Origin of the sequence: Massilia sp. H6 (assembly GCF_024802625.1) — a bacterium.
Lineage (GTDB): Bacteria > Pseudomonadota > Gammaproteobacteria > Burkholderiales > Burkholderiaceae_D > Telluria.
The window spans coordinates 314,672-334,283 of record NZ_CP103371.1 but is presented as its reverse complement, the minus strand read 5'-3'; the positions used below and the strand labels follow the sequence as shown (position 1 = coordinate 334,283).

Sequence of the window (19,612 nt, the reverse complement as noted above, 5' to 3'; positions counted from 1 at the left end):
ACCGTTTGAGGAAAATCAATCTTATCAGCTAATCCATGGAATACAACTGCCCACTACCGCCGCCGTCGGGATCTTGCCAGGCTGTTTTTGAACACCCGCCAAGGTTCGTTTCCTACCGGAATGATGTACGCGCAACTCTCCTTTTGGTCAAATTTCACAGTAGAATGCACGAGCGCAACGCCAACCAGACTGCTTTATGACCAAAACCCCAAGCTCGCTACCCATCGAAATCAAGATCTCCACGGTCGTCGCCATTTCAACGATCCTGCGTTCGGCCGATCCGGCCGCGATCGATGCCGCGCTGCACCAGATGACCGGCGGGGTCGCGGACTTCTTCGACGATGAGTTTGCGGTGATCGATGTCGCCTCCATCGCGCATGAATCTCCGGTCATCGACTGGCCGGCGCTGGTGGCGCTGCTCAAGAGATACCGGCTCAATGCAGTTGCCGTGCGCGGCGCCGCACCAAGCATGGAAGAGGCAATCCGCGCCCACGGCCTGTCGCTCGACGACGGCTCGAGCGGCGTGCGAACGCAGGAATCATTGGCGGCGGCAAGCGCTGCGCCTGCAACACAAGCTGCGCCGCTAGAGGCGGCAGCTGCGCCTGCGTCGCTGCCAGTGTCGGCCATGATCATCGACACCCCGGTGCGCGCCGGCCAACGGGTGTATGCCCGCGGCAGCGACCTGATCATTACTGCGGTCGTCAACAATGGTGCGGAAATCATTGCCGACGGCAGCATCCATGTGTATGCCCCATTGAACGGCCGGGCACTTGCGGGTGCATCCGGCAACCCCGAGGCGCGCATCTTCGCCCTGTCGATGCAGCCGGAACTGGTGTCGATCGCCGGCGTGTACCGCACCTTCGACGACGGTTTCCCCACCGACCTGACGCGCCAGCCGGCACAAATCCGGCTGGTTGGCGACCGGCTCGATATATCATCGCTGGCTCCGGCGTCCTCGCGCGCGTAAGCCTTGGCCTAGATACTGCTAGATACTGAAAAGGATTTTTTGTGGCACGAATTATTGTTGTAACGTCCGGCAAGGGCGGCGTGGGCAAAACCACCTCGAGCGCAAGCTTCTCCAGCGGCCTGGCCCTGCGCGGGCACAAGACCGTGGTCATCGACTTCGATGTCGGCCTGCGTAATCTCGACCTGATCATGGGCTGCGAACGCCGCGTGGTCTACGACCTGATCAACGTCATCAATGGCGAAGCGACCCTGAACCAGGCGCTGATCAAGGACAAGCACACCGACAACCTGTTCATCCTGCCGGCGTCGCAGACGCGCGACAAGGATGCACTGGGCGAAGAAGGCGTGGAACGCGTACTCAACGACCTGGTGCAGATGGGCTTCGAGTTCATCATCTGCGATTCGCCGGCCGGCATCGAGCACGGCGCGCTGATGGCGCTGACCTTCGCCGATGAAGCGATCATCGTGACCAACCCCGAAGTGTCGTCGGTGCGCGATTCGGACCGCATCCTGGGCATCATCCAGGCCAAGTCGCGCCGCGCCCAGAGCGGTTCGGAGCCGGTCAAGGAACACCTCTTGATCACCCGCTATTCGCCAAAGCGGGTCGAAGCCGACGAAATGCTGTCCTATCAAGACGTGCAGGAAATCCTGCGCATCCCCTTGATCGGCATCATTCCGGAATCGGAATCGGTGCTGCACGCCTCCAACCAGGGCAACCCGGCAATCCACTTCAAGGGAACCGACGTGGCCGAAGCCTACGAGGACGTGATCGCCCGCTTCCTGGGCGAAGACCGTCCGCTGCGTTTCACCAACTACGAAAAGCCGGGCCTGTTCCAGCGCATTTTTGGAGCCAAGTGATATGCCATTGCTCAATTTCCTGTTTCCAGAGAAAAAGAAGAGCGCCACAGCCGCCAAGGAACGCCTGCAGATCATCATCGCGCGCGAACGTACCAACCGCACCGGCCCCGACTTCCTGCCGGCGCTGCACCGTGAGCTGATCGAGGTGATTTCGAAGTACACCAAGGTCAACGCGGACGACATCAAGATTTCGCTCGACCGCCAGGGCAACCTGGAAGTGCTCGACGTGAACGTGGTGCTGCCAGACGCGTGATAGCCTTGCTCTGAATAAACAAATGCCCGCTGATGCGGGCATTTGTTTATGGCGATTCGATGAGTGCGCTCGCGCCCCCTTCCTACATCGGCGCGACTGTGCTCCCGGGTTCGGTTGCCGCCAGGCTTTCGAGCTCGCGCGCGACTTCGGCGCACGCCTCCACGTGCTGGTTGCCCATCTTGCGAAACAGCGCGAATCCGATCGCTGCCGAGGCCACCTGCCCGGCGAGCGGCACTACCTTGGCCACTGTCCTGGCGGCCATGCGCACGCCGGCGCGCTGGAACACCGCCAGCACCAGCTTGCGCGTTATCATTTTACCCACCAACATGCCGCCGACCGAGGCTGCAACCTTGTAGATCAGTATCTGCCGCTGCGGGTTCAGGCGTTCGATCTGCTTCTGGCTCAGCCCGAACTCATTGTTGATGGCTTCGACCAGGACCGCGAAAGTGGTCAGGTCCGACAGGATATCCATCCCCGGCAGCGGCACGGCCGAGATTCCGGCCGATACCAGCGCGCGCTTGCGTACCATCACGCGGCAGCGTTCGCGCGCCAGGTTGATCCCCTCGCCACTGACTGGTACTAGCGCCGGCTCGGTCGACATCGCCTCTTTAGTATCTTGTTTAAACATATTGCCTCCTTGTTAAGCGTTACCAAGTGTAACGCGGCGCGTGCTATCCCCTTAACACAACAGAACAATCGTTCCAATTGTAAATTCGTAGTTTTCCCATAGCACTATTTTGACAAAGTCTGCTATATTCGCTTAACCTTTGTAGGAGTCTTCCTACAAAGAAAATTCACCAAGCAGATGCCCTATGAAGATTGCAATTCTGGAACAAGATCGCGCTCAAGCTGAGCTCATCTGCCAAGTCCTGACCACCGCCGGCCATAGCTGCCAGGCCTTCGACAATGCCAAGGATTGTCTTGCGCAATTGCGCAAGGAAACCGCAGACATGCTGGTCATGGACTGGAACGTTCCGGACATGGATGGCGCCGAAGTATTGCGCCGCGCCAAGGAAAAAATGGCGTCGAACGCCCCGACGATCTTCCTGGTTGCCCACAACGCCGAGGATGACATCATTGCCGGCGTTACCGCCGGCGCCGACGATTATATGGTCAAGCCACTGCGCCGCGGCGAACTGGTGGCGCGTATCTCGGCCCTGCTGCGCCGCGCCTATCCGTCGCAAAACAGCGCGGAACAGCTGCAGTTCGGCCCGTATATCTTCGAAACCCGTCCGGGACGGCTGATCAAGGACGGCTCGGTGGTCGACGTTACGCAAAAAGAGTTCTCGCTGGCCTTGCTGTTCTTCCGCAATATCGGCCGTCCACTGTCGCGCGCCTATATCCACGAATCGGTCTGGGTGCGCGATACCGATGTTCCCTCGCGCACGATGGACACCCATGTCTCGCGCGTGCGCAACAAGCTGAGCCTGCGTCCGGAAAATGGATTCCGCCTGGTACCCGTGTACAGCTACGGCTACCGCCTGGAAAAACTGGGCGCCTGAGCAGCCTCGCGGCCGCCTCTGCGGTCGCTGATCCCCTGCTCGCACAAGGGTATAATGGACACATACCGTCCACCCCCTCCCACCATGCAACTGCTTGCCGTTGGCCTGAACCACACGACCGCCCCGGTCTCGCTGCGCGAGCAGCTGGCGCTCGGACCCGAGCAGCTCGGCGCGGCGGTGCAGGCGGCGCGTGGCTGGTTTGCGCGCCACGGCAGCGGCGTGGGTGGCAGCAACGAGGCAGCGATCCTGTCGACCTGCAACCGCACCGAGATGTACGCGGCCAGCGACCTGCCCAACCCGCTCGACGCCTCGGCCCAGTTCCTGGCCCACTACCACGCACTCAATTTCGCCGAGCTGCGCCCCCATCTCTACATGCTGCCGCACGACAGCGCCGTGCGCCATGCCTTCCGCGTCGCTTCCGGACTCGACTCGATGGTGCTGGGCGAGCCGCAGATCCTGGGGCAGATGAAAGACGCCGTGCGCACCGCCGACCAGGCCGGCGGCCTGGGCACCTACCTGCACCAGCTGTTCCAGCGCAGTTTTGCAGTGGCCAAGGAAGTGCGCAGCACCACCGAGATCGGCGCCCACAGCGTTTCCATGGCCGCGGCCGCGGTGCGCCTGTCGCAGCGCATTTTCGATGCCATCGCCGACCAGCACGTGCTGTTCATCGGCGCTGGCGAGATGATCGAACTGTGCGCCGCCCACTTCGCCGCGCACAACCCCAAATCGGTCACCATCGCCAACCGCTCGCTGGCCCGGGGCCAGGCGCTGGCCACCCGCTACCACGGCGAAGCGATGTGCCTGGCCGACCTGCCCGAGCGCCTGCACCAGTTCGACATCGTCATCTCGTGCACCGCCTCGACGTTGCCGCTGCTGGGCCTGGGCATGGTCGAGCGCGCGATCAAGGCACGCCGCCACCGTCCGATCTTCATGGCCGACCTGGCGGTGCCGCGCGATATCGAACCCGAAGTCGCACGCCTCGACGACGTCTTCCTGTATACCGTGGACGACCTCGCACAGGTGGTCCAGACCGGCATGGAAAGCCGCCAGGCCGCGGTGTCGCAGGCCGAAGCCATTATCGAGACCCGGGTCCAGTCCTTCATGCACTGGGTTGGCGATCGCGCGGTGGTGCCGGTGATCCGCGACCTGCACGAATCGAGCGAGGCGCTGCGGCTGGCCGAACTCGAGCGCGCACGCAAGATGCTGGCGCGCGGCGACGATCCCGAAGCCGTGCTCGAAGCGCTGTCCAGGGGCTTGAGCGCCAAGTTCCTGCATGGCCCGCAGCAGGCGCTGCACCATGCCACGGGCGACGAACGCGCCCGCCTGGCAGCCCTGCTGCCGCAGCTGTTCCGCGGCCGCCGTTAGCGGCTCGTTCCGTTCTGCCTGCGTCTTGTGCAAGACGCGTTTCCGGCCGCAGCGCGGCTTCCCGAATTCATATCGACCCTACCGAGCATTCTCATGAAACCATCCATGCTGGCCAAGCTGGAGCAACTGGCCAACCGATTCGTCGAACTGGACGAACTTTTGATGTGCGAAGGCGCCACCGCGAACATGGACAGCTACCGCAAGCTCACCCGCGAACGCGCCGAGCTGGCGCCGCTGGTGGGCCTGTACCACGAGTACGGCGCCGCGCAAGGCGACCTGGCGGCGGCCCAGGACATGGCGCAAGACCCGGACATGAAGGAGTTCGCTCAGGAAGAAACCGAAGCGGCCAAGGCGCGCCTGGGCGCGCTTGAACTCGATCTGCAAAAGATGCTGCTGCCGAAAGATGTCAACGACGAACGCAATATCTTTCTAGAAATCCGCGCCGGTACCGGCGGCGACGAGTCGGCGCTGTTCGCCGGCGACTTGCTGCGCATGTACACGCGCTTTGCCGAACGCAACCGCTGGCAGGTCGAGGTGGTGTCGGAATCGAGTTCCGACCTGGGCGGCTACCGCGAAGTCATCGTGCGCATCATTGGCAACGGCGTGTATTCGAAACTCAAGTTCGAATCGGGTGGCCACCGCGTGCAGCGGGTGCCGGCCACCGAGACGCAAGGCCGCATCCACACCTCGGCCTGCACCGTGGCCGTGATGCCGGAAGCCGACGAAGTCGAGGACGTCAACATCAACCCGGCCGACCTGCGCATCGACACCTACCGCGCCTCGGGCGCCGGCGGGCAGCACATCAACAAGACCGATTCGGCGGTGCGCCTGACCCACCTGCCCACCGGCATCGTGGTGGAATGCCAGGACGACCGCAGCCAGCACAAGAACAAGGCCCAGGCCATGAAGGTGCTGGCGGCGCGCATCAAGGACGTGCAATTGCGCGAGCAGCAATCGAAAGAAGCGGCCACCCGCAAGAGCCTGATCGGCTCGGGCGACCGCAGTGAACGGATCCGCACCTATAACTTCCCGCAGGGGCGCCTGACCGACCACCGCATCAACCTGACCCTGTACAAGCTCGACTTCATCATGGATGGCGATTTGATCGACCTGACCAATGCGCTGGCGGCGGAGCACCAGGCCGAGCAGCTGGCGGCGCTGGGCGATTAATTCACCGGGCCGGATCTGCGGCCAGATGCGGGCTGACTTGACGCGAACTTATGCGAGAATGCCCACGTCCCGAACCACGCTTATAAAAAAACCATGATGCTGCCCACCTCCCGCCAGATCCTGTTCGCCATCTCGTCGATCTGCTTCGCGCTGATCGCCGTGGCCCTCTATCTGCAGCACATCGAGCAGATGCAGCCCTGCCCGCTGTGCGTGATCCAGCGCTACATGTTCCTGGCCGTTGGCGTGGCCAGCCTGGTGTCGGCCATCAGCGGCAAGATCCGCGAAGGCACGGTGCTCGCCCTGATGGCGGCGCTCGGCGGCCTGTACGCGGTCGGCAAGCACCTGTATGTGATCGCCAACCCGGGGTTCAGCTGCGGCATCGACCCGATGGAGACCTTCCTCAACAAGATCCCGACCGCCGAATACCTGCCCTGGCTGTTCCGCGCCGACGGCCTGTGCGCTGGCGCCACCGATTCGGTGCTGGGCCTGGCCATTCCGCAGTGGTCGGCGCTCTGGTTCGTGATCCTGAGCGTGCTGCTGGTCTTCGTCCTGGTGCGCAAGGCGCGCTGATGACGCCGTTGCCAGCCGCCGGGGCAACGCTCAAGCAGCTGCAGGCGGCGCTGCCGCTCGATCCGCTGGAAAACCGCATCCTGCTATGCCATGCGCTCGGCCTGGCGCGGGTTGGCCTGATCACGCAATCCGAGCGCGTGCTGACACTCGAAGAAGCGGCCACTCTCGGCGCGCTGGTGCAGCGCCGCCTCGATGGCGAGCCGATCGCCTATATCGTCGGCAGCCGCGAGTTCTTCGGCCTGCCGTTCCGGGTCGCGCCCGGCGTGCTGATACCGCGCCCGGATACCGAACTGATCGTCGAACTGGCCCTCGAGCGCCTGCCCGCGGCCGGGCGCCTGCTCGACATGGGCACCGGCAGCGGCGCGATAGCGGTTGCCTGTGCCCACAGTCGCCCGGACGCCATCGTCACCGCGCTCGACCTGAGCGAAGCGGCGCTGGCCATCGCGCGCGATAACGCCGCCGCCAACGGCGCCGCGGTGCGTTTCCTGCGCAGCGACTGGTTTGCCGCCGTCGCGGGCGAACGGTTCGAGCTGATCGCCTCGAATCCGCCCTATATCGCGGCCGGCGACGAACACCTGGCGCAGGGCGATTTGCGCTTTGAACCGGTCGGCGCCCTGACCGACGGCGCCGACGGCCTGTCGGCGCTGCGCGCCATCATCGACGGCGCGCCCGACCACCTGGTGGCGGGCGGCTGGCTGCTGCTCGAACATGGCTACGACCAGGCCGTGGCGGTGCGCGCGCTGCTCGACGCGCGCGGCCTGCTCGAGGTGCACAGCTGGCGCGACTTGTCCGGCATCGAACGCGTCAGCGGCGCTCGGCTGGCCTAAGCTGCGCGCCGCCGGAGCAGGTCTTGTTACAATGACCATTCCTTGACCGTCGTCCCCTTGCGCGGGCACCGCATGCGCACCTTTCTCGCTTCGCTCTTCTTCTTGATCCCCCTCGCCTGCGGCGCCGCCGATACGCCGTCCGAGCAGGCGCGTCGCCTGTTCGAACGCGAATGGCAGTACCAGCTGCGCCAGCAGCCCGAGTACGCGACCGGCATCGGCGAGCACCGTCACAATGCGCAGCTGGCAGACACCTCGCTGGCCGCGCGCAGCGCCGCCCTCGAGCACGCGCGCGCCGTGCTGCAAGAGGCGCGCAGCCTGGACCGCGCGCAGCTGCAAGGACAAGACCTGGTCTCGCTCGAGATGTTCATCGCGGCGCGCGAGCGTACCTTGGCGGCGGCCGCGTTTACCGCCTTCGACCCACAGCCGATCAGCGCCTGGGACGGCCTGCACCTGCGCCTGCCGCGCCTGGTTGCGCAAATGCCCTTCGCGACCGAGCAAGACTACCGCAACTACCTGGCGCGCCTGGAAGATTTGCCCGCCCACGTCAATGGGCTGATCGAGCAGATGCGCGCGGCAATGGCTGCCGGCTGGACCGTACCGAGGGTGGTCGTCGATCCGGTACCGGATGCGCTGCAGCAGCTGCGCGACGAACTTGCCGGCGGGCCGCTGAATGCGCCGTTCGGACGCATCCCGGCCTCGATCGAGCTTGACGTGCGCGAGGAACTGGTCAACCGCAGCATCACCGTGCTGGCCGATGCCGCCGTGGCGCTGCACCGGCTCGAGCAATTTCTGCGGCGCGACTACCTGCCGGCCGCGCGCACGAGCATCGGCGCGTCCAGCCTGCCCGGCGGCGCGGCCTGGTACGCCTTCTTGCTGCGCAGCGCCACCACCACCGCCCTGAGCGCGGCCGAGGTGCATGCCATCGGCCTGCGCGAGGTGGCCCGTATCCGCGCCCAGATGGCCGCGCAGGTTGGCCGCACCGGCTTTCGTGGCAGCCTGCCGCAATTTTTGGTGTTCGCGCGCACCGACCGGCGCCTGTTCTACAGCGAACCCGAAGCACTGCTGGGGCGCTACCGCAAGGCGCTCGCGCGCGCGCAGGCGAAGCTGCCGAAAGTCGTCGCCACGGTTCCGGATGCCGGCATCACGGTCAAGCCGATGATGCAGGACGGCACCCACCAGCCGGTCGCGTACTACGAAGCCGGCGGCCCGGCGCGTACCGCGGCGCTGGTGGTGAACGTCACCCAGCTGGGCGCGCGCCCGATGTGGCAGGTCGACAGCGTAGCGCTGCACGAGGCGGTGCCGGGGCACCACCTGCAGGTAGCGCGCGCCCAGGCGCTCAACCTGCCGGCCTTTCGGCGCCACGGCTGGTACCACGCCTTTGGCGAAGGCTGGGCAACCTATGCCGAAGGATTGGGACCGCAGCTGGGCTTCTTCGACGACCCGTTCTCGCGCTTTGGCCAGCTCAACGAAGAGATGCTGCGCGCGGCGCGGCTGGTGGTCGACACCGGCATCCACGCAATGGGCTGGTCGCGCCGCCAGGCGATCGATTACCTGAACGCGCACACCGCCAACCCACCCCTCGATAACGAAGCCGAGGTAGACCGCTACATCGCCCAGCCGGCCCAGGCGCTGGGCTACAAGATCGGCCAGCTGCGCATTGCCGCGCTGCGCGACCGGGCGCGCGCGGCACTGGGCGAGCGCTTCGACCTGCGCCGCTTCCACGATGCGGTGCTGGGCAGCGGCGCCGTGCCGCTCGATGTGCTCCAGCGCCAGGTCGAGCGCTGGATCGTGAACCAGCAGGCCCCTGCCATGAAAGCGCCCCCGCAGGGGGCCGCACCAGCTACGCCAGAGGCATCGCCGGCGGCACCCGCGCCTGCCCCGGCGCCGTCCCGCCAGTAATCAAAGGCCTCCCGGCGCGCTCGCCGTTTTTCGGTTAATCTCTGCTCCAATCCGCATTGGCAGTATAAGAAAGGAAACATCCGTGTCGAACCAACTACAACGCCGCCTGGCCCTGCTCGACGACGACGACCACCGCGCGCTGCTCGGCCAGGGCCTGCGCGGGATCGAGCGCGAAACCCTGCGCGTCGACCGCCACGGCCATCTGGCGCGCACCCCGCATCCGGTCAAGCTTGGTTCGGCACTGACCAATCCGCTCATTACCACCGACTACGCCGAAGCCCTGCTGGAATTCATCACCCCGGCCGAACACGACATTTCGGTGGCGCTCAACCGGCTTGACGCGATCCACCGCTTCGCGCACGCGCGCATGGACGGCGACATGCTCTGGAGCGTGTCGATGCCAGGCGAACTGCCGCCGGAAGAAGACATCGAGATCGCCTGGTACGGCAGCTCCAACCTGGGCATGCTCAAGCACGTATACCGGCGCGGCCTGGCGCTGCGCTACGGCAAAGCGATGCAGTGCATCGCGGGCATCCACTACAACTATTCGCTGCCCGAAAAGCTGTGGCAGCTGGTCGCCGCCAGCGAAGGCATTCCTGAAGAACGCCGCCACGCGCTGCGCGATTTCCAGTCCGAGAGCTATATCGCGGCCATCCGCAACTTCCGCCGCTACAGCTGGCTGTTGATGTACCTGTTCGGCGCCACCCCGGCGCTAACTACCAGCTTCCTGCGCGATCGCCCGCACAATCTCGAGACGCTCTCGGACGACACCCTCTACCTGCCGTATGCGACCAGCCTGCGCATGAGCGACCTCGGTTACCAGAACGACGCGCAAAGCGGCCTGCGTCCGCACGAGAACAGCCTGGAAAGCTATGTCACCAGCCTGATGTCGGCGGTGAACACGCCCTATGCGCCTTACCAGGCGGTCGGCACCAAGAAAGACGGCCAATGGATCCAGCTGTCCACCAACGTGCTGCAGATCGAGAACGAGTACTACTCGACGATCCGCCCGAAGCGCGTGATCCGTACCGGCGAGCGCCCGGTGCAGGCCCTGTGCAACCGCGGCGTGCAGTACATCGAGGTGCGCTGCCTCGACGTCGATCCGTTCGAGCCGGTCGGCATCAGCCTGGAGACCGGCCGCTTCCTGGATGCCTTTTTGCTGTTCTGCGCACTCGAAGAAAGCCCCCAGATCAGTGCCCAGGAAGGCGAGATCCATGCGCGCAACTTTGCGCGCACGGTCAAGCAAGGCCGTGACCCGGCCTTGACGCTCACCCGCGACGGTGTAGAGATCCCGCTCAAGCAGTGGGCGCTGGACCTGATCGAACGGATTCGTCCGGTGGCGCAGCTGCTCGACGAAGGGCATAACGAGGATGGCGTGCACGCCAGTTCGCTTGGCCTGCAACAGGCCAAGATCGACAACCCCGCCTTGACGCCATCGGCGCGCGTGCTCGAAGAGGTCCGCGCACTGGGTTCGGCCACCGCCTTCGGCCTGCGCCAGAGCGAGCTGCATGCCGCCAGTTTCCGCGACAGCCCGCTGATGCCAGCCGAAGAAGCGCTGTTCGACGAGATGGCGGCGGCCTCGCTGGCCGACCAGGCCAGCATCGAGGCAGCCGATGCCGGCAGCTTCGACGACTTCGTTGCGGCTTACAACAGCAGTACGCTATGCGGCAATCAGTAGGCAACCAGTAGGCCACCGACCGGCAGGCGCCAGGCCAGCACTCGCGCGGGAATCATTTGCTCACCTTTTACAACGAACACCATGCCCAGCACCGTGAGGGCCCCGGTCCCGCGCCCTGGCAGGAGCGCAGCGGACCACATCCGCACGCGGCGCTCGCGCTGACGCTGGCCGAGTTCGAGCGGCGTGGCCTGGGGCGCATCGTTACCCCGCATGGGGTGCCGCTGGTGTCGCTCGAGCGCGTGCACACGCCGCGCTACCTGCACTTCTTGCGCACCGCATGGAGCGCATGGACCGCGCGCGAGCCTGGCAATGCCGGGCGCGCGCTGTTGCCAGCGGCCTGGCCGGTACGGGGCATGCGCAACGAGCGCGAAGACGAATTCGACGACCTGCTCGCGCGCACCGGCCTGTATGCCTCCGACAGCCATACACCGCTCGGCGCCGGCACCTGGACCGCGGCCAAGACCGGCGCCGATTGCGCGGTCAATGCCGCGCACGCGCTGCGCATGGGCGAGCGCGCCACGCTGGCGTTGACCTTCCCGCCAGGCAGCCATGCGGGCGCCGACTGGTTCGGCGGCGGCTGTTTCCTGAACAATGCTGCGCTGGCGGCCCAGCACCTGCTCGACGACGGCATGGGACGGGTCGCGGTCCTCGACCTTGGCCGGCACCATGGACACGGCACCCAGCATATTTTCTATGCACGGGCCGAGGTCCTGTTCGCGTCGATCCACCTCGACCCGCGCGACGCCTACCCGTTCTACCTGGGGCATGCCGGCGAACAGGGCAGCGGCGCAGGACTGGGCTGCAACATGAATTTGCCGCTGGCACCCGGCAGCGGCAGCGCGCAGTGGTTCGCCGCGCTCGAGACGGCCTGCCTCAAGCTGGCGATGTTTCGCCCCGACGCACTGGTGCTGTCGCTCGACGCCGATATCGCAGCCTGCTTCGGTTTGCAGGGCGGCGACTTTCTGCGCGTCGGCGAGCGCATCGCGCACCTTGGCCTGCCCACCACATTCATCTTCGAGGGCGGCGCCGCGGCGCCGGAACCTTGCACCAACATGGTCAACGTCCTCGAAGGCTTCGAAACCGCCGCATAGGCAAGTCACGCTGCACGGCATAACCACCCACCATCATGATCGACTGGCAGTTCTCCTCTTTCAACGACCTCGGCCCGGCCGACCTGTACGCGCTGCTGGCCCAGCGCCAGCAGGTCTTCATTCTCGAACAGACCTGCCTGTATCCCGACATCGACGGCCTCGACCCGGCGGCGCACCATCTGCTGGGCTGGCGCACGATCGGGGGCGAGCGCCAGCTGGTGGCTTACCTGCGGGTGCTGGGACCGGGCGCAAAGTATGACGAGATGTCGCTCGGGCGCGTGCTCACCACCCAGGCCGCACGCGGCAGCGGCGCCGGACGCGCGCTGCTGGCGCGCGGCATCGACTGCGCCGAAGCGCTGTATCCGGGCCACCGCATCCGCATCGGCGCCCAGCGCTACCTCGAAAAGTTCTATCAGAGCTTTGGCTTTGCCACCGTCTCGGCACCCTACGACGAAGACGGCATCGAGCATATCGACATGCTACGCTGACAGCTACCTGTGCCGGCTGGTGGCAAGCCGGCCAGCCGTACCGACGGCCAGCGCGGCCAGCAACAGCCAGGCATCCGTTTCGGCCGGGGGCGCACCCAGGGGGAGCTCGCAGGCGCGCGCCGGCGGGGAATGGTGGTGGGCGCTGCTCGGACGGCAAGCCGACACGAGCAGCAGAAGCAGCAGAAGCAGCAGAAGCAGCAAGGTATGGCAGCGCATGGCGGCAGGGTCGCAGTAGTCAAGACCTGCAGCTTCAGGCATCCGGCTGGCGCGCCCTATGCGCCTGATCAGGCGTGCGCGCTTACTCGACCTTGTTCAGGACCAGCTCGAAGACCAGGCCCGAATTCGGCGGCACGCGGCCGCTGCCGGCGGCGCCATAGCCCAGGCTGGCCGGAACCAGGACAGTGCGCTTGCCGCCGACCTTCATGCCCAGCACGCCCTGCTGGAAACCCTGGATTGTGTTGGCCGAACCGATCACGAAAGTATAGGGCCCGGATTCCAGGCGGCTACCCTTGAAGTCGGCTGCCTTGTCGTTGTACAGCCACAGCGTGTAGTCGACGGTGACGGTCTTGCCGCTCACGGCTTCAGTGCCGCTGCCAACGGTGTTGTCGGTCTTGGTCAGCGCGGCTGGGCTGCTGACGGCGACACTGTCGCTGGAATTTCCGCCGCCGCCGCAGGCGGTCAGCGAGAGCATGGCAACAAAGGCGGCAATCAGGGGCAACTTCAGCTTCATGGAACGGTCCTTGGCAAAATAAGTCAACATTGAATGAGCGCCCATGTTTATGAGACGCAATGGCGCACATTACCCGACTCACTTACCTGCGTGTGTCCCGCTTCTGTATTTTTTTGTAAATCAGATTTCGATTTGGGTGCCCAGCTCGATTACCCGGTTCGGTGGGATCTGGTAATAGTCCGCTGCCGCGCGTGCGTTGCGGGACATCATCACGTACAGGTGCTCGCGCCACGGGGCCATGCCCCCGTCCGGCGTCGACACCACGGTCTGGCGCGCAATGAAGAACGAGGTTTCCATCATCTCGAACGCCAGCCCCAGGCTGCTGCAGCGGCGCAGGATGTCCGGAATGTCCGGTTCATCCTTGAAGCCATAGCGCACATTGAGCTGGAAGCAGTTGTGACCCAGTTCGACGATTGCTACCTGGTCTTCTTCGGGCACCCACGGTTCTTCGATGATGTGTACCGTCAAAAACACGACACGCTCGTGCAGCACCTTGTTATGCGACAGGTTGTGCAGCAGCGCGTGCGGCACGCCATCGCTTTCGCCGCGCAAGAACAGGGCCGTACCCGGCACCCGCGCCGGCGGCGCCACGAACAGCGATTCCATGAAGGCTTCCAGCGGAATGGCGTGCTTTTCCAGGTTGTCGGACACCAGTTCGCGGCCGCGCTTCCAGGTCAGCATCAGGGTCAGCAGCACAGTGGCGAGCAGCAGCGGGAACCAGCCGCCGTGGAACAGCTTGAGCGAGGTCGATGCGAACAGCAGCACGTCGATGACCAGGAAAAAACCGGTCGCGCCGATGCATACGATGAGCGGCAACTTCCAGCGGTAACGTGTCACGAAGAAGGTCAGGATCGTGGTAGCCAGCATGGTTGCCGTGACCGCGATGCCATAGGCGCCGGCCAGTTTTTCCGACGAGCCGAAGCCGACGACGGCAATCAATACGATGGCCAATTGCGCCCAATTTACGGCCGGAATATAAATCTGGCCAATTTCGCTTTCCGAGGTATGACGAATGCGCATGCGCGGCAGCAAGCCGAGTGCAATGGCTTGCTTGGTCATCGAGTACGTGCCGGAAATGGTCGCTTGCGATGCAATCACTGCCGCCATGGTCGACAGGATCACCAGCGGGATGACGCTCCACGAACCGAGCTGATGGTAGAACGGGTTGTCGACCGCCTCTGGCTGCATGATCAGCAGTCCGCCCTGGCCAAGATAATTCAGCGCCAGCGCCGGAAAGGCGACGGTAAACCATGCCAGGCGAATCGGCTTGCGGCCGAAGTGGCCCATGTCGGCATACAGCGCCTCGGCACCGGTAATGGCTAGCACCACCGCCCCAAGGGCGACAAAGGCCAACAACTTGTTATCGAACATGAATCGCAGCGCGTGATACGGATTGAGCGCCTGCAGAATGACGGGCGCCTCGATGATGTTGATTACACCCATGATCGCCAGCACGATGAACCAGACCAGCATCACGGGGCCGAAGAAACGGCCGATGCCAGCCGTGCCATGACTTTGCACGCTGTATAACAGCACCAGCACCACGACCGCCAGCGGCACCACGTAATGCGCCATCCCCGGCGCCGCGACTTCAAGACCTTCGATGGCGCCAAGTACCGAGATGGCCGGCGTGATCACGCTGTCGCCGTAGAACATCGTAGCGCCCAGCACACCTATGACAAGCAGCGGGAAGTGCCAGCGCGAGTGTTTCGTCACTGAATTGGTGGCCTGCGCCATCAGGGCGACGATGCCGCCCTCGCCACGGTTGTCGGCGCGCAGGATCAGCGTGACGTACTTGAGCGAGACGACAATGGTCAGGCTCCAGAAAATCAGCGAGATGATGCCCAGGATATTGGGATGGGTAAGCGGCAGGCCATGCTCGCTGCCGAAGATCGCCCGCAATGTGTACAGCGGACTGGTGCCGATGTCGCCATAGACGATGCCGACCGCAGCCAGCGTGAGGGCGGCAACGCTGCTTTTCTTGTTCTCGGAGCTCAAGACTGCACCATGGATGAATGTTGGTGCACCGCACCATAGAAGATCGACGTGATAATTGCAAGAAGATTTCGTTGCGTATCATACACCTGAGCAATTTTCGTGTTAGCCAGCAGGGAAACCGGGTTGGGAGGATAATGCGAGCCCTGCAATCGCCTTCTCTCTCCATGCGTTCCGGTATCTTGTCAGCTGCCCTGGCCTTTCTGTGCTGGGGCCTGTTTCCTATTTATTTCCATGCGATCGGCGATGTGCCGCCGACGCAGATCCTGGTCCACCGGGTGCTGTGGTCGCTGGCCTTTCTTCTGATTGTGCTGGCCTGGCGCCGCCAATGGCAATGGCTTGCCATCGTGCGCCAGCCACGGGTGTTCTGGAGCTTCGCCGCATCGGCCTTGCTACTGTCGGCCAATTGGCTGATGTATATCTGGGCAGTCAAGAACGGACATGTCATCGAAGCGAGCCTTGGTTACTTTATTAATCCGCTGGTAAACATCATGTTCGGGTTCCTGATCCTGAAGGAACGCATGCGCACCGTGCAGTGGATGGCCATCGCCCTGGCTGCGCTGGGCGTGTGCTGGCTGACCTGGCAGTCCGGAACGGTGCCCTGGATTGCGCTGTTCCTGGCCGCCTCGTTCGGTGGCTACGGCCTGCTGCGCAAGACCGCGGCGCTGGGCGCGCTAGAGGGCCTGTCGTTCGAGACCATGGTGCTGTTTCCGTTTGCTGCCGGCTACCTTGCCTGGCTGACGATGCACGGCGCGAATGCCTTCGTAAATGCGCCGCTCGATACGACCCGCCTGCTGCTGGTCGCGGCCGGTCCGATCACGGCCATCCCCTTGCTGCTGTTTGCCAGCGGGGCGCGCAAGATCCCGCTGTCGATTTTGGGCTTGCTGCAATACCTGTCGCCGACCATCCAGTTCGCGCTCGGCGTATGGTTGTTCCACGAAGCCTTCAGCAGCGAGCGCCTGGTGGGCTTCGTGGTGATCTGGGCCGCGCTGGCCCTGTATGCGGGCGAAGGACTGCTGCGCAGCCGCGCCAGTCGGAAAAGCTGAGTAAAAACCCGGGCCGGGGACGCAAAAACCTCGTGCTTGGCGCGGGTTCTGTCGTATCCTGTGCACCTTAAACAACACCAGAGTAAAGCATGGCCAATTACGTCTATACCATGAACCGCGTGGGCAAAATCGTCCCGCCAAAACGTCAAATTCTGAAAGACATCTCGCTGTCCTTCTTTCCGGGTGCCAAGATCGGCGTGCTGGGCCTGAATGGCTCGGGCAAGTCGACCCTGCTCAAGATCATGGCCGGTCTCGACACCGACATCCAGGGCGAAGCACGCCCGATGCCGGGCCTGAACATCGGCTACCTGCCGCAAGAGCCGCAGCTCGATCCGGAAAAGACCGTGCGCCAGGAAGTGGAAAGCGGCCTGGGCGAAGCGTTCGAAGCGCAGGCCAAGCTCGAAGCCGTGTACGCCGCCTATGCCGAGGAAGACGCCGACTTCGACGCCCTTGCCAAGGAGCAGGAACGGCTGGAAGCGATCATTTCGTCTTCCGATGGCGGTAACCTGAACCTGCAACTGGAAATGGCCGCCGACGCGCTGCGCCTGCCGCCATGGGAAGCGAAAATCGGCGTGCTCTCGGGTGGCGAGAAACGCCGCGTGGCGCTGTGCAAGCTGTTGCTGAGCAAGCCGGACATGCTGCTGCTGGACGAGCCGACCAACCACCTGGACGCCGAGTCGGTCGAGTGGCTGGAGCAATTTCTGCTGCGCTTCCCGGGCACCGTGGTCGCCATCACCCACGATCGCTACTTCCTCGACAATGCCGCCGAATGGATCCTGGAACTGGACCGCGGTTCGGGCATTCCCTGGAAGGGCAACTACTCGTCCTGGCTGGACCAGAAGCAGGCACGCCTGAAGCAAGAAGAATCGACCGAATCGGCACGCCAGAAGGCACTCAAGACCGAGCTCGAATGGTCGCGCCAGAATCCAAAGGCGCGCCAGGCCAAGTCGAAAGCCCGCCTGGCGCGCTTTAACGAACTGTCCGAATTCGAATACCAGAAGCGCAACGAGACCCAGGAGATCTTTATTCCCGTGGCTGAGCGCCTGGGTAACGAAGTGATCGAGTTCAAGAACGTCTCGAAGGCCTTCGGCGACCGCCTGCTGCTCGACAACGTGTCGTTCACCGTGCCGCCGGGCGCGATCGTCGGCATCATCGGCCCGAACGGCGCCGGTAAGTCGACGCTGTTCAAGATGATCTCCGGGAAAGAGCAACCCGACAGCGGCGAAGTCGCGATCGGCAAGACTGCCCGCATCTCGCTGGTCGACCAGCACCGCGATGACCTGGCCAACAACAAGACCGTGTTCGAGGACGTCACCGGTGGCGCCGACATGCTCAGCGTGGGCCGTTTCGAGATGCCGTCGCGCGCCTACCTGGGCCGCTTCAATTTCAAGGGCTCGGACCAGCAAAAGATCGTCGGCAACCTGTCCGGTGGCGAACGCGGCCGCCTGCACCTGGCCAAGACGCTGCTGCAAGGCGGCAATGTCTTGCTGCTCGATGAACCGTCGAACGACCTGGACGTGGAAACCCTGCGCGCCCTCGAAGACGCCCTGCTCGAGTTCGCCGGCAGCGTGATGGTGATCTCGCACGATCGCTGGTTCCTGGACCGCATTGCCACGCATATCCTGGCATTCGAAGGCAATTCGCAAGTCAGCTTCTTCGACGGTAACTACCAGGAATACGAAGCCGACAAGAAGAAACGCCTCGGCGAAGAAGGCGCCAAGCCGAAGCGGATTCGCTACAAGCCGCTGACGACCTGAGGTTTTGTGTCGTTGTAGCTATACGCCTCTATTGTGAGGCGCCCAACGCCCGGCATTGCCGGGCGTTTGCTTTCCGGAATCGGAACGCTGTCGGCGAGTAGTCATGTGTACCATCTTTCCCGTTGAGGCCATGGCAGCCTGCCTGCGGCGCCAGTGGACGGAGCCATGACTGATTACCGCGACAACCGGGTTCCGGGCGGAACCTTCTTTTTCACGGTGCGCCTGCTACAACGTGGCAGCACACTGCTGACCGACCATATTTCGGCCTTCGGCGAAGCCATGCGGCTGGCGCGCGTGCGCCGACCCTTCCATGTCGACGCCTGGGTGGTGCTGCCCGATCATGCCCACGCCATCTGGACACTGCCCCCTGGCGACCATGACTGCTCGAGCCGCTGGCGCGCCGTCAAGATTGCCTTTTCCAAGGCGTTGCGCAAATCCTCGGTACCCGGCGCCGCCGATGGCGCCATCTGGGAACGCCAGTATCAGCACTACCGGGTCGGCGACGACGACGACTACGCCGCGCTGGTCGACCTGACCCACACCGACCCGGTCAAACATGGCCATTGCAGCAATCCCGCCGACTGGCCCTGGTCGTCGCTGCACCGCTTCGTCAACGCAGGCTACGCAATGCCGCTATCCCAGCCGATCATTGCGCCATGGGTTTATCGGCCCCAGCCGCAGACGATCGTGCGGCTGTGATCGTGCGGCTGTGATGGCCTGGCAGCATCCAAAACAAAAAGGACCCCGCAGGGTCCTTTTTGCCATTACGCAAACAACTTAGAAGCTGTACTTCGCGCCGATGGTGAAGACGTCGGCCTTGGCACCGAAGTCCTTGCTCTTACCGTAACGCTCGTACTCGGCAATGAGCGCCACATTCTGGTTCAGTGCGTACTGCGCACCGAGTGCACCGTAGGCTTCGGTCTTGCTGTGGTCACGGTTTTGCAAGGAGTTGATCATGACCAGCTCGCTCTTGTTGCGCGCCGCGCCGAGCTTGCCATACACCGAGAACTGCTCGTTGATCGGCATGGTTGCCTTGGCAGCCAGGTAGATCGACTCACCCTTGGTCTCGCCGCGCTGGTTCACGCCATTCGCGGTGTAGCTGACACCGGACTTGCGGAAGTCGGTATAACCGGCTTCGACACCCCAGGTCTGATTGAAGTCATAGCCGCCGAACAGCTTGCCGGAGGCCTTGTAGCCATCGGTGTCGACGTTGGTCGCGCCCGACAACTTGTAGTCATGGTCGGCGCTGGCCACCCCGACACCCACATAGCCCCGTGGCGCAACTTGTTGAGCTTGGGCAGCAGACATGGCGGCAACAGAGGCGATCAATGCAACGATAAGCTTTTTCATGCGCAATCCTTTTTTCGACTGGTTCGCGATTCCGAATGAATCGCGATGTGGTCAAGATAGCACCGGC

19 protein-coding genes are annotated in these 19,612 nt (G+C 63.8%); 15 read left to right on the top strand and 4 right to left on the bottom strand.

All coding sequences use genetic code 11. From position 1 onward, the window contains the following. Positions 1-196 precede the first annotated feature (196 nt). The 3 genes from minC to minE are packed head-to-tail and all read left to right on the top strand — an operon-like array spanning position 197 to position 2,077. On the top strand, positions 197-967 hold the full coding sequence (gene minC / locus NRS07_RS01525) for a septum site-determining protein MinC (RefSeq protein WP_259210510.1): 771 nt from the start codon (positions 197-199) through the stop codon (positions 965-967). 41 nt (positions 968-1,008) lie between these two features. Beyond that, a complete protein-coding gene (gene minD / locus NRS07_RS01520) occupies positions 1,009-1,824 on the top strand; it encodes a septum site-determining protein MinD (protein WP_259210509.1) in 816 nt (271 codons plus the stop codon). Position 1,825: 1 nt separating this feature from the next. Next, on the top strand, positions 1,826-2,077 hold the full coding sequence (minE, locus tag NRS07_RS01515) for a cell division topological specificity factor MinE (protein ID WP_259210507.1): 252 nt from the start codon (positions 1,826-1,828) through the stop codon (positions 2,075-2,077). An 82-nt stretch (positions 2,078-2,159) separates the two neighbouring features. Here minE and NRS07_RS01510 read toward each other — a convergent pair whose 3' ends face one another. Further along, positions 2,160-2,705: a hypothetical protein gene (locus NRS07_RS01510; RefSeq protein WP_259210506.1), complete on the bottom strand. Its 546-nt coding sequence runs from the start codon at positions 2,703-2,705 to the stop codon at positions 2,160-2,162. Positions 2,706-2,889: 184 nt separating this feature from the next. Between NRS07_RS01510 and NRS07_RS01505 the strand changes: the two genes are divergently transcribed. The 9 genes from NRS07_RS01505 (at position 2,890) to NRS07_RS01465 (ending at position 12,667) form a co-directional block, all read left to right on the top strand. Continuing rightward, positions 2,890-3,579, top strand: coding sequence for a response regulator transcription factor (locus tag NRS07_RS01505; RefSeq protein ID WP_259210504.1), 690 nt, complete (start codon positions 2,890-2,892; stop codon positions 3,577-3,579). A gap of 84 nt (positions 3,580-3,663) precedes the next feature. Further along, positions 3,664-4,944: a glutamyl-tRNA reductase gene (hemA, locus tag NRS07_RS01500; RefSeq protein WP_259213431.1), complete on the top strand. Its 1,281-nt coding sequence runs from the start codon at positions 3,664-3,666 to the stop codon at positions 4,942-4,944. A 93-nt stretch (positions 4,945-5,037) separates the two neighbouring features. Further along, positions 5,038-6,114: a peptide chain release factor 1 gene (gene prfA, locus NRS07_RS01495; protein WP_259210503.1), complete on the top strand. Its 1,077-nt coding sequence runs from the start codon at positions 5,038-5,040 to the stop codon at positions 6,112-6,114. Positions 6,115-6,210: 96 nt separating this feature from the next. After that, entirely contained in the window at positions 6,211-6,684 is a 474-nt protein-coding gene (locus tag NRS07_RS01490; protein ID WP_259213427.1) for a disulfide bond formation protein B, read from the top strand. After that, a complete protein-coding gene (prmC, locus tag NRS07_RS01485) occupies positions 6,684-7,511 on the top strand; it encodes a peptide chain release factor N(5)-glutamine methyltransferase (protein WP_259210500.1) in 828 nt (275 codons plus the stop codon). The genes NRS07_RS01490 and prmC overlap by 1 nt, the downstream gene beginning before the upstream one ends. A gap of 42 nt (positions 7,512-7,553) precedes the next feature. After that, positions 7,554-9,410 (top strand): DUF885 family protein, encoded by a 1,857-nt coding sequence (locus NRS07_RS01480; protein ID WP_259210499.1) that lies wholly within the window; start codon positions 7,554-7,556, stop codon positions 9,408-9,410. Between the two features lie 82 nt (positions 9,411-9,492). Then, entirely contained in the window at positions 9,493-11,088 is a 1,596-nt protein-coding gene (gshA, locus tag NRS07_RS01475) for a glutamate--cysteine ligase (RefSeq protein ID WP_259210498.1), read from the top strand. Between the two features lie 56 nt (positions 11,089-11,144). After that, the gene (locus NRS07_RS01470) at positions 11,145-12,179 is read left to right on the top strand and encodes a histone deacetylase family protein (RefSeq protein WP_259210497.1); all 1,035 of its coding nucleotides are present in this window, start codon (positions 11,145-11,147) and stop codon (positions 12,177-12,179) included. Positions 12,180-12,214: 35 nt separating this feature from the next. Then, positions 12,215-12,667 carry a GNAT family N-acetyltransferase gene (locus NRS07_RS01465; protein ID WP_259210496.1) on the top strand — a complete coding sequence of 151 codons (453 nt, stop codon included), beginning with the start codon at positions 12,215-12,217 and terminating at the stop codon, positions 12,665-12,667. A gap of 298 nt (positions 12,668-12,965) precedes the next feature. Here NRS07_RS01465 and NRS07_RS01460 read toward each other — a convergent pair whose 3' ends face one another. Both NRS07_RS01460 and NRS07_RS01455 read right to left on the bottom strand, forming a co-directional pair. Beyond that, the gene (locus NRS07_RS01460; RefSeq protein ID WP_259210494.1) at positions 12,966-13,397 is read right to left on the bottom strand and encodes an FKBP-type peptidyl-prolyl cis-trans isomerase; all 432 of its coding nucleotides are present in this window, start codon (positions 13,395-13,397) and stop codon (positions 12,966-12,968) included. Positions 13,398-13,517: 120 nt separating this feature from the next. Beyond that, positions 13,518-15,395, bottom strand: a complete 1,878-nt coding sequence (locus NRS07_RS01455; RefSeq protein WP_259210492.1) for a potassium transporter Kup — start codon at positions 15,393-15,395, stop codon at positions 13,518-13,520. Positions 15,396-15,559: 164 nt separating this feature from the next. Between NRS07_RS01455 and rarD the strand changes: the two genes are divergently transcribed. The 3 genes from rarD to NRS07_RS01440 all read left to right on the top strand — a co-directional run bounded on the left by rarD (position 15,560) and on the right by NRS07_RS01440 (position 18,894). Further along, on the top strand, positions 15,560-16,438 hold the full coding sequence (gene rarD, locus NRS07_RS01450; RefSeq protein ID WP_259210490.1) for an EamA family transporter RarD: 879 nt from the start codon (positions 15,560-15,562) through the stop codon (positions 16,436-16,438). Positions 16,439-16,527: 89 nt separating this feature from the next. Further along, the gene (ettA, locus tag NRS07_RS01445; RefSeq protein ID WP_259210489.1) at positions 16,528-18,195 is read left to right on the top strand and encodes an energy-dependent translational throttle protein EttA; all 1,668 of its coding nucleotides are present in this window, start codon (positions 16,528-16,530) and stop codon (positions 18,193-18,195) included. Positions 18,196-18,360: 165 nt separating this feature from the next. After that, positions 18,361-18,894 (top strand): transposase, encoded by a 534-nt coding sequence (locus NRS07_RS01440; protein ID WP_259210486.1) that lies wholly within the window; start codon positions 18,361-18,363, stop codon positions 18,892-18,894. A 78-nt stretch (positions 18,895-18,972) separates the two neighbouring features. Here the strand turns inward: NRS07_RS01440 and NRS07_RS01435 are convergent, their stop codons facing one another. Beyond that, positions 18,973-19,545, bottom strand: coding sequence for an outer membrane beta-barrel protein (locus NRS07_RS01435; protein WP_259210484.1), 573 nt, complete (start codon positions 19,543-19,545; stop codon positions 18,973-18,975). Between the last annotated feature and the right edge of the window lie 67 nt (positions 19,546-19,612).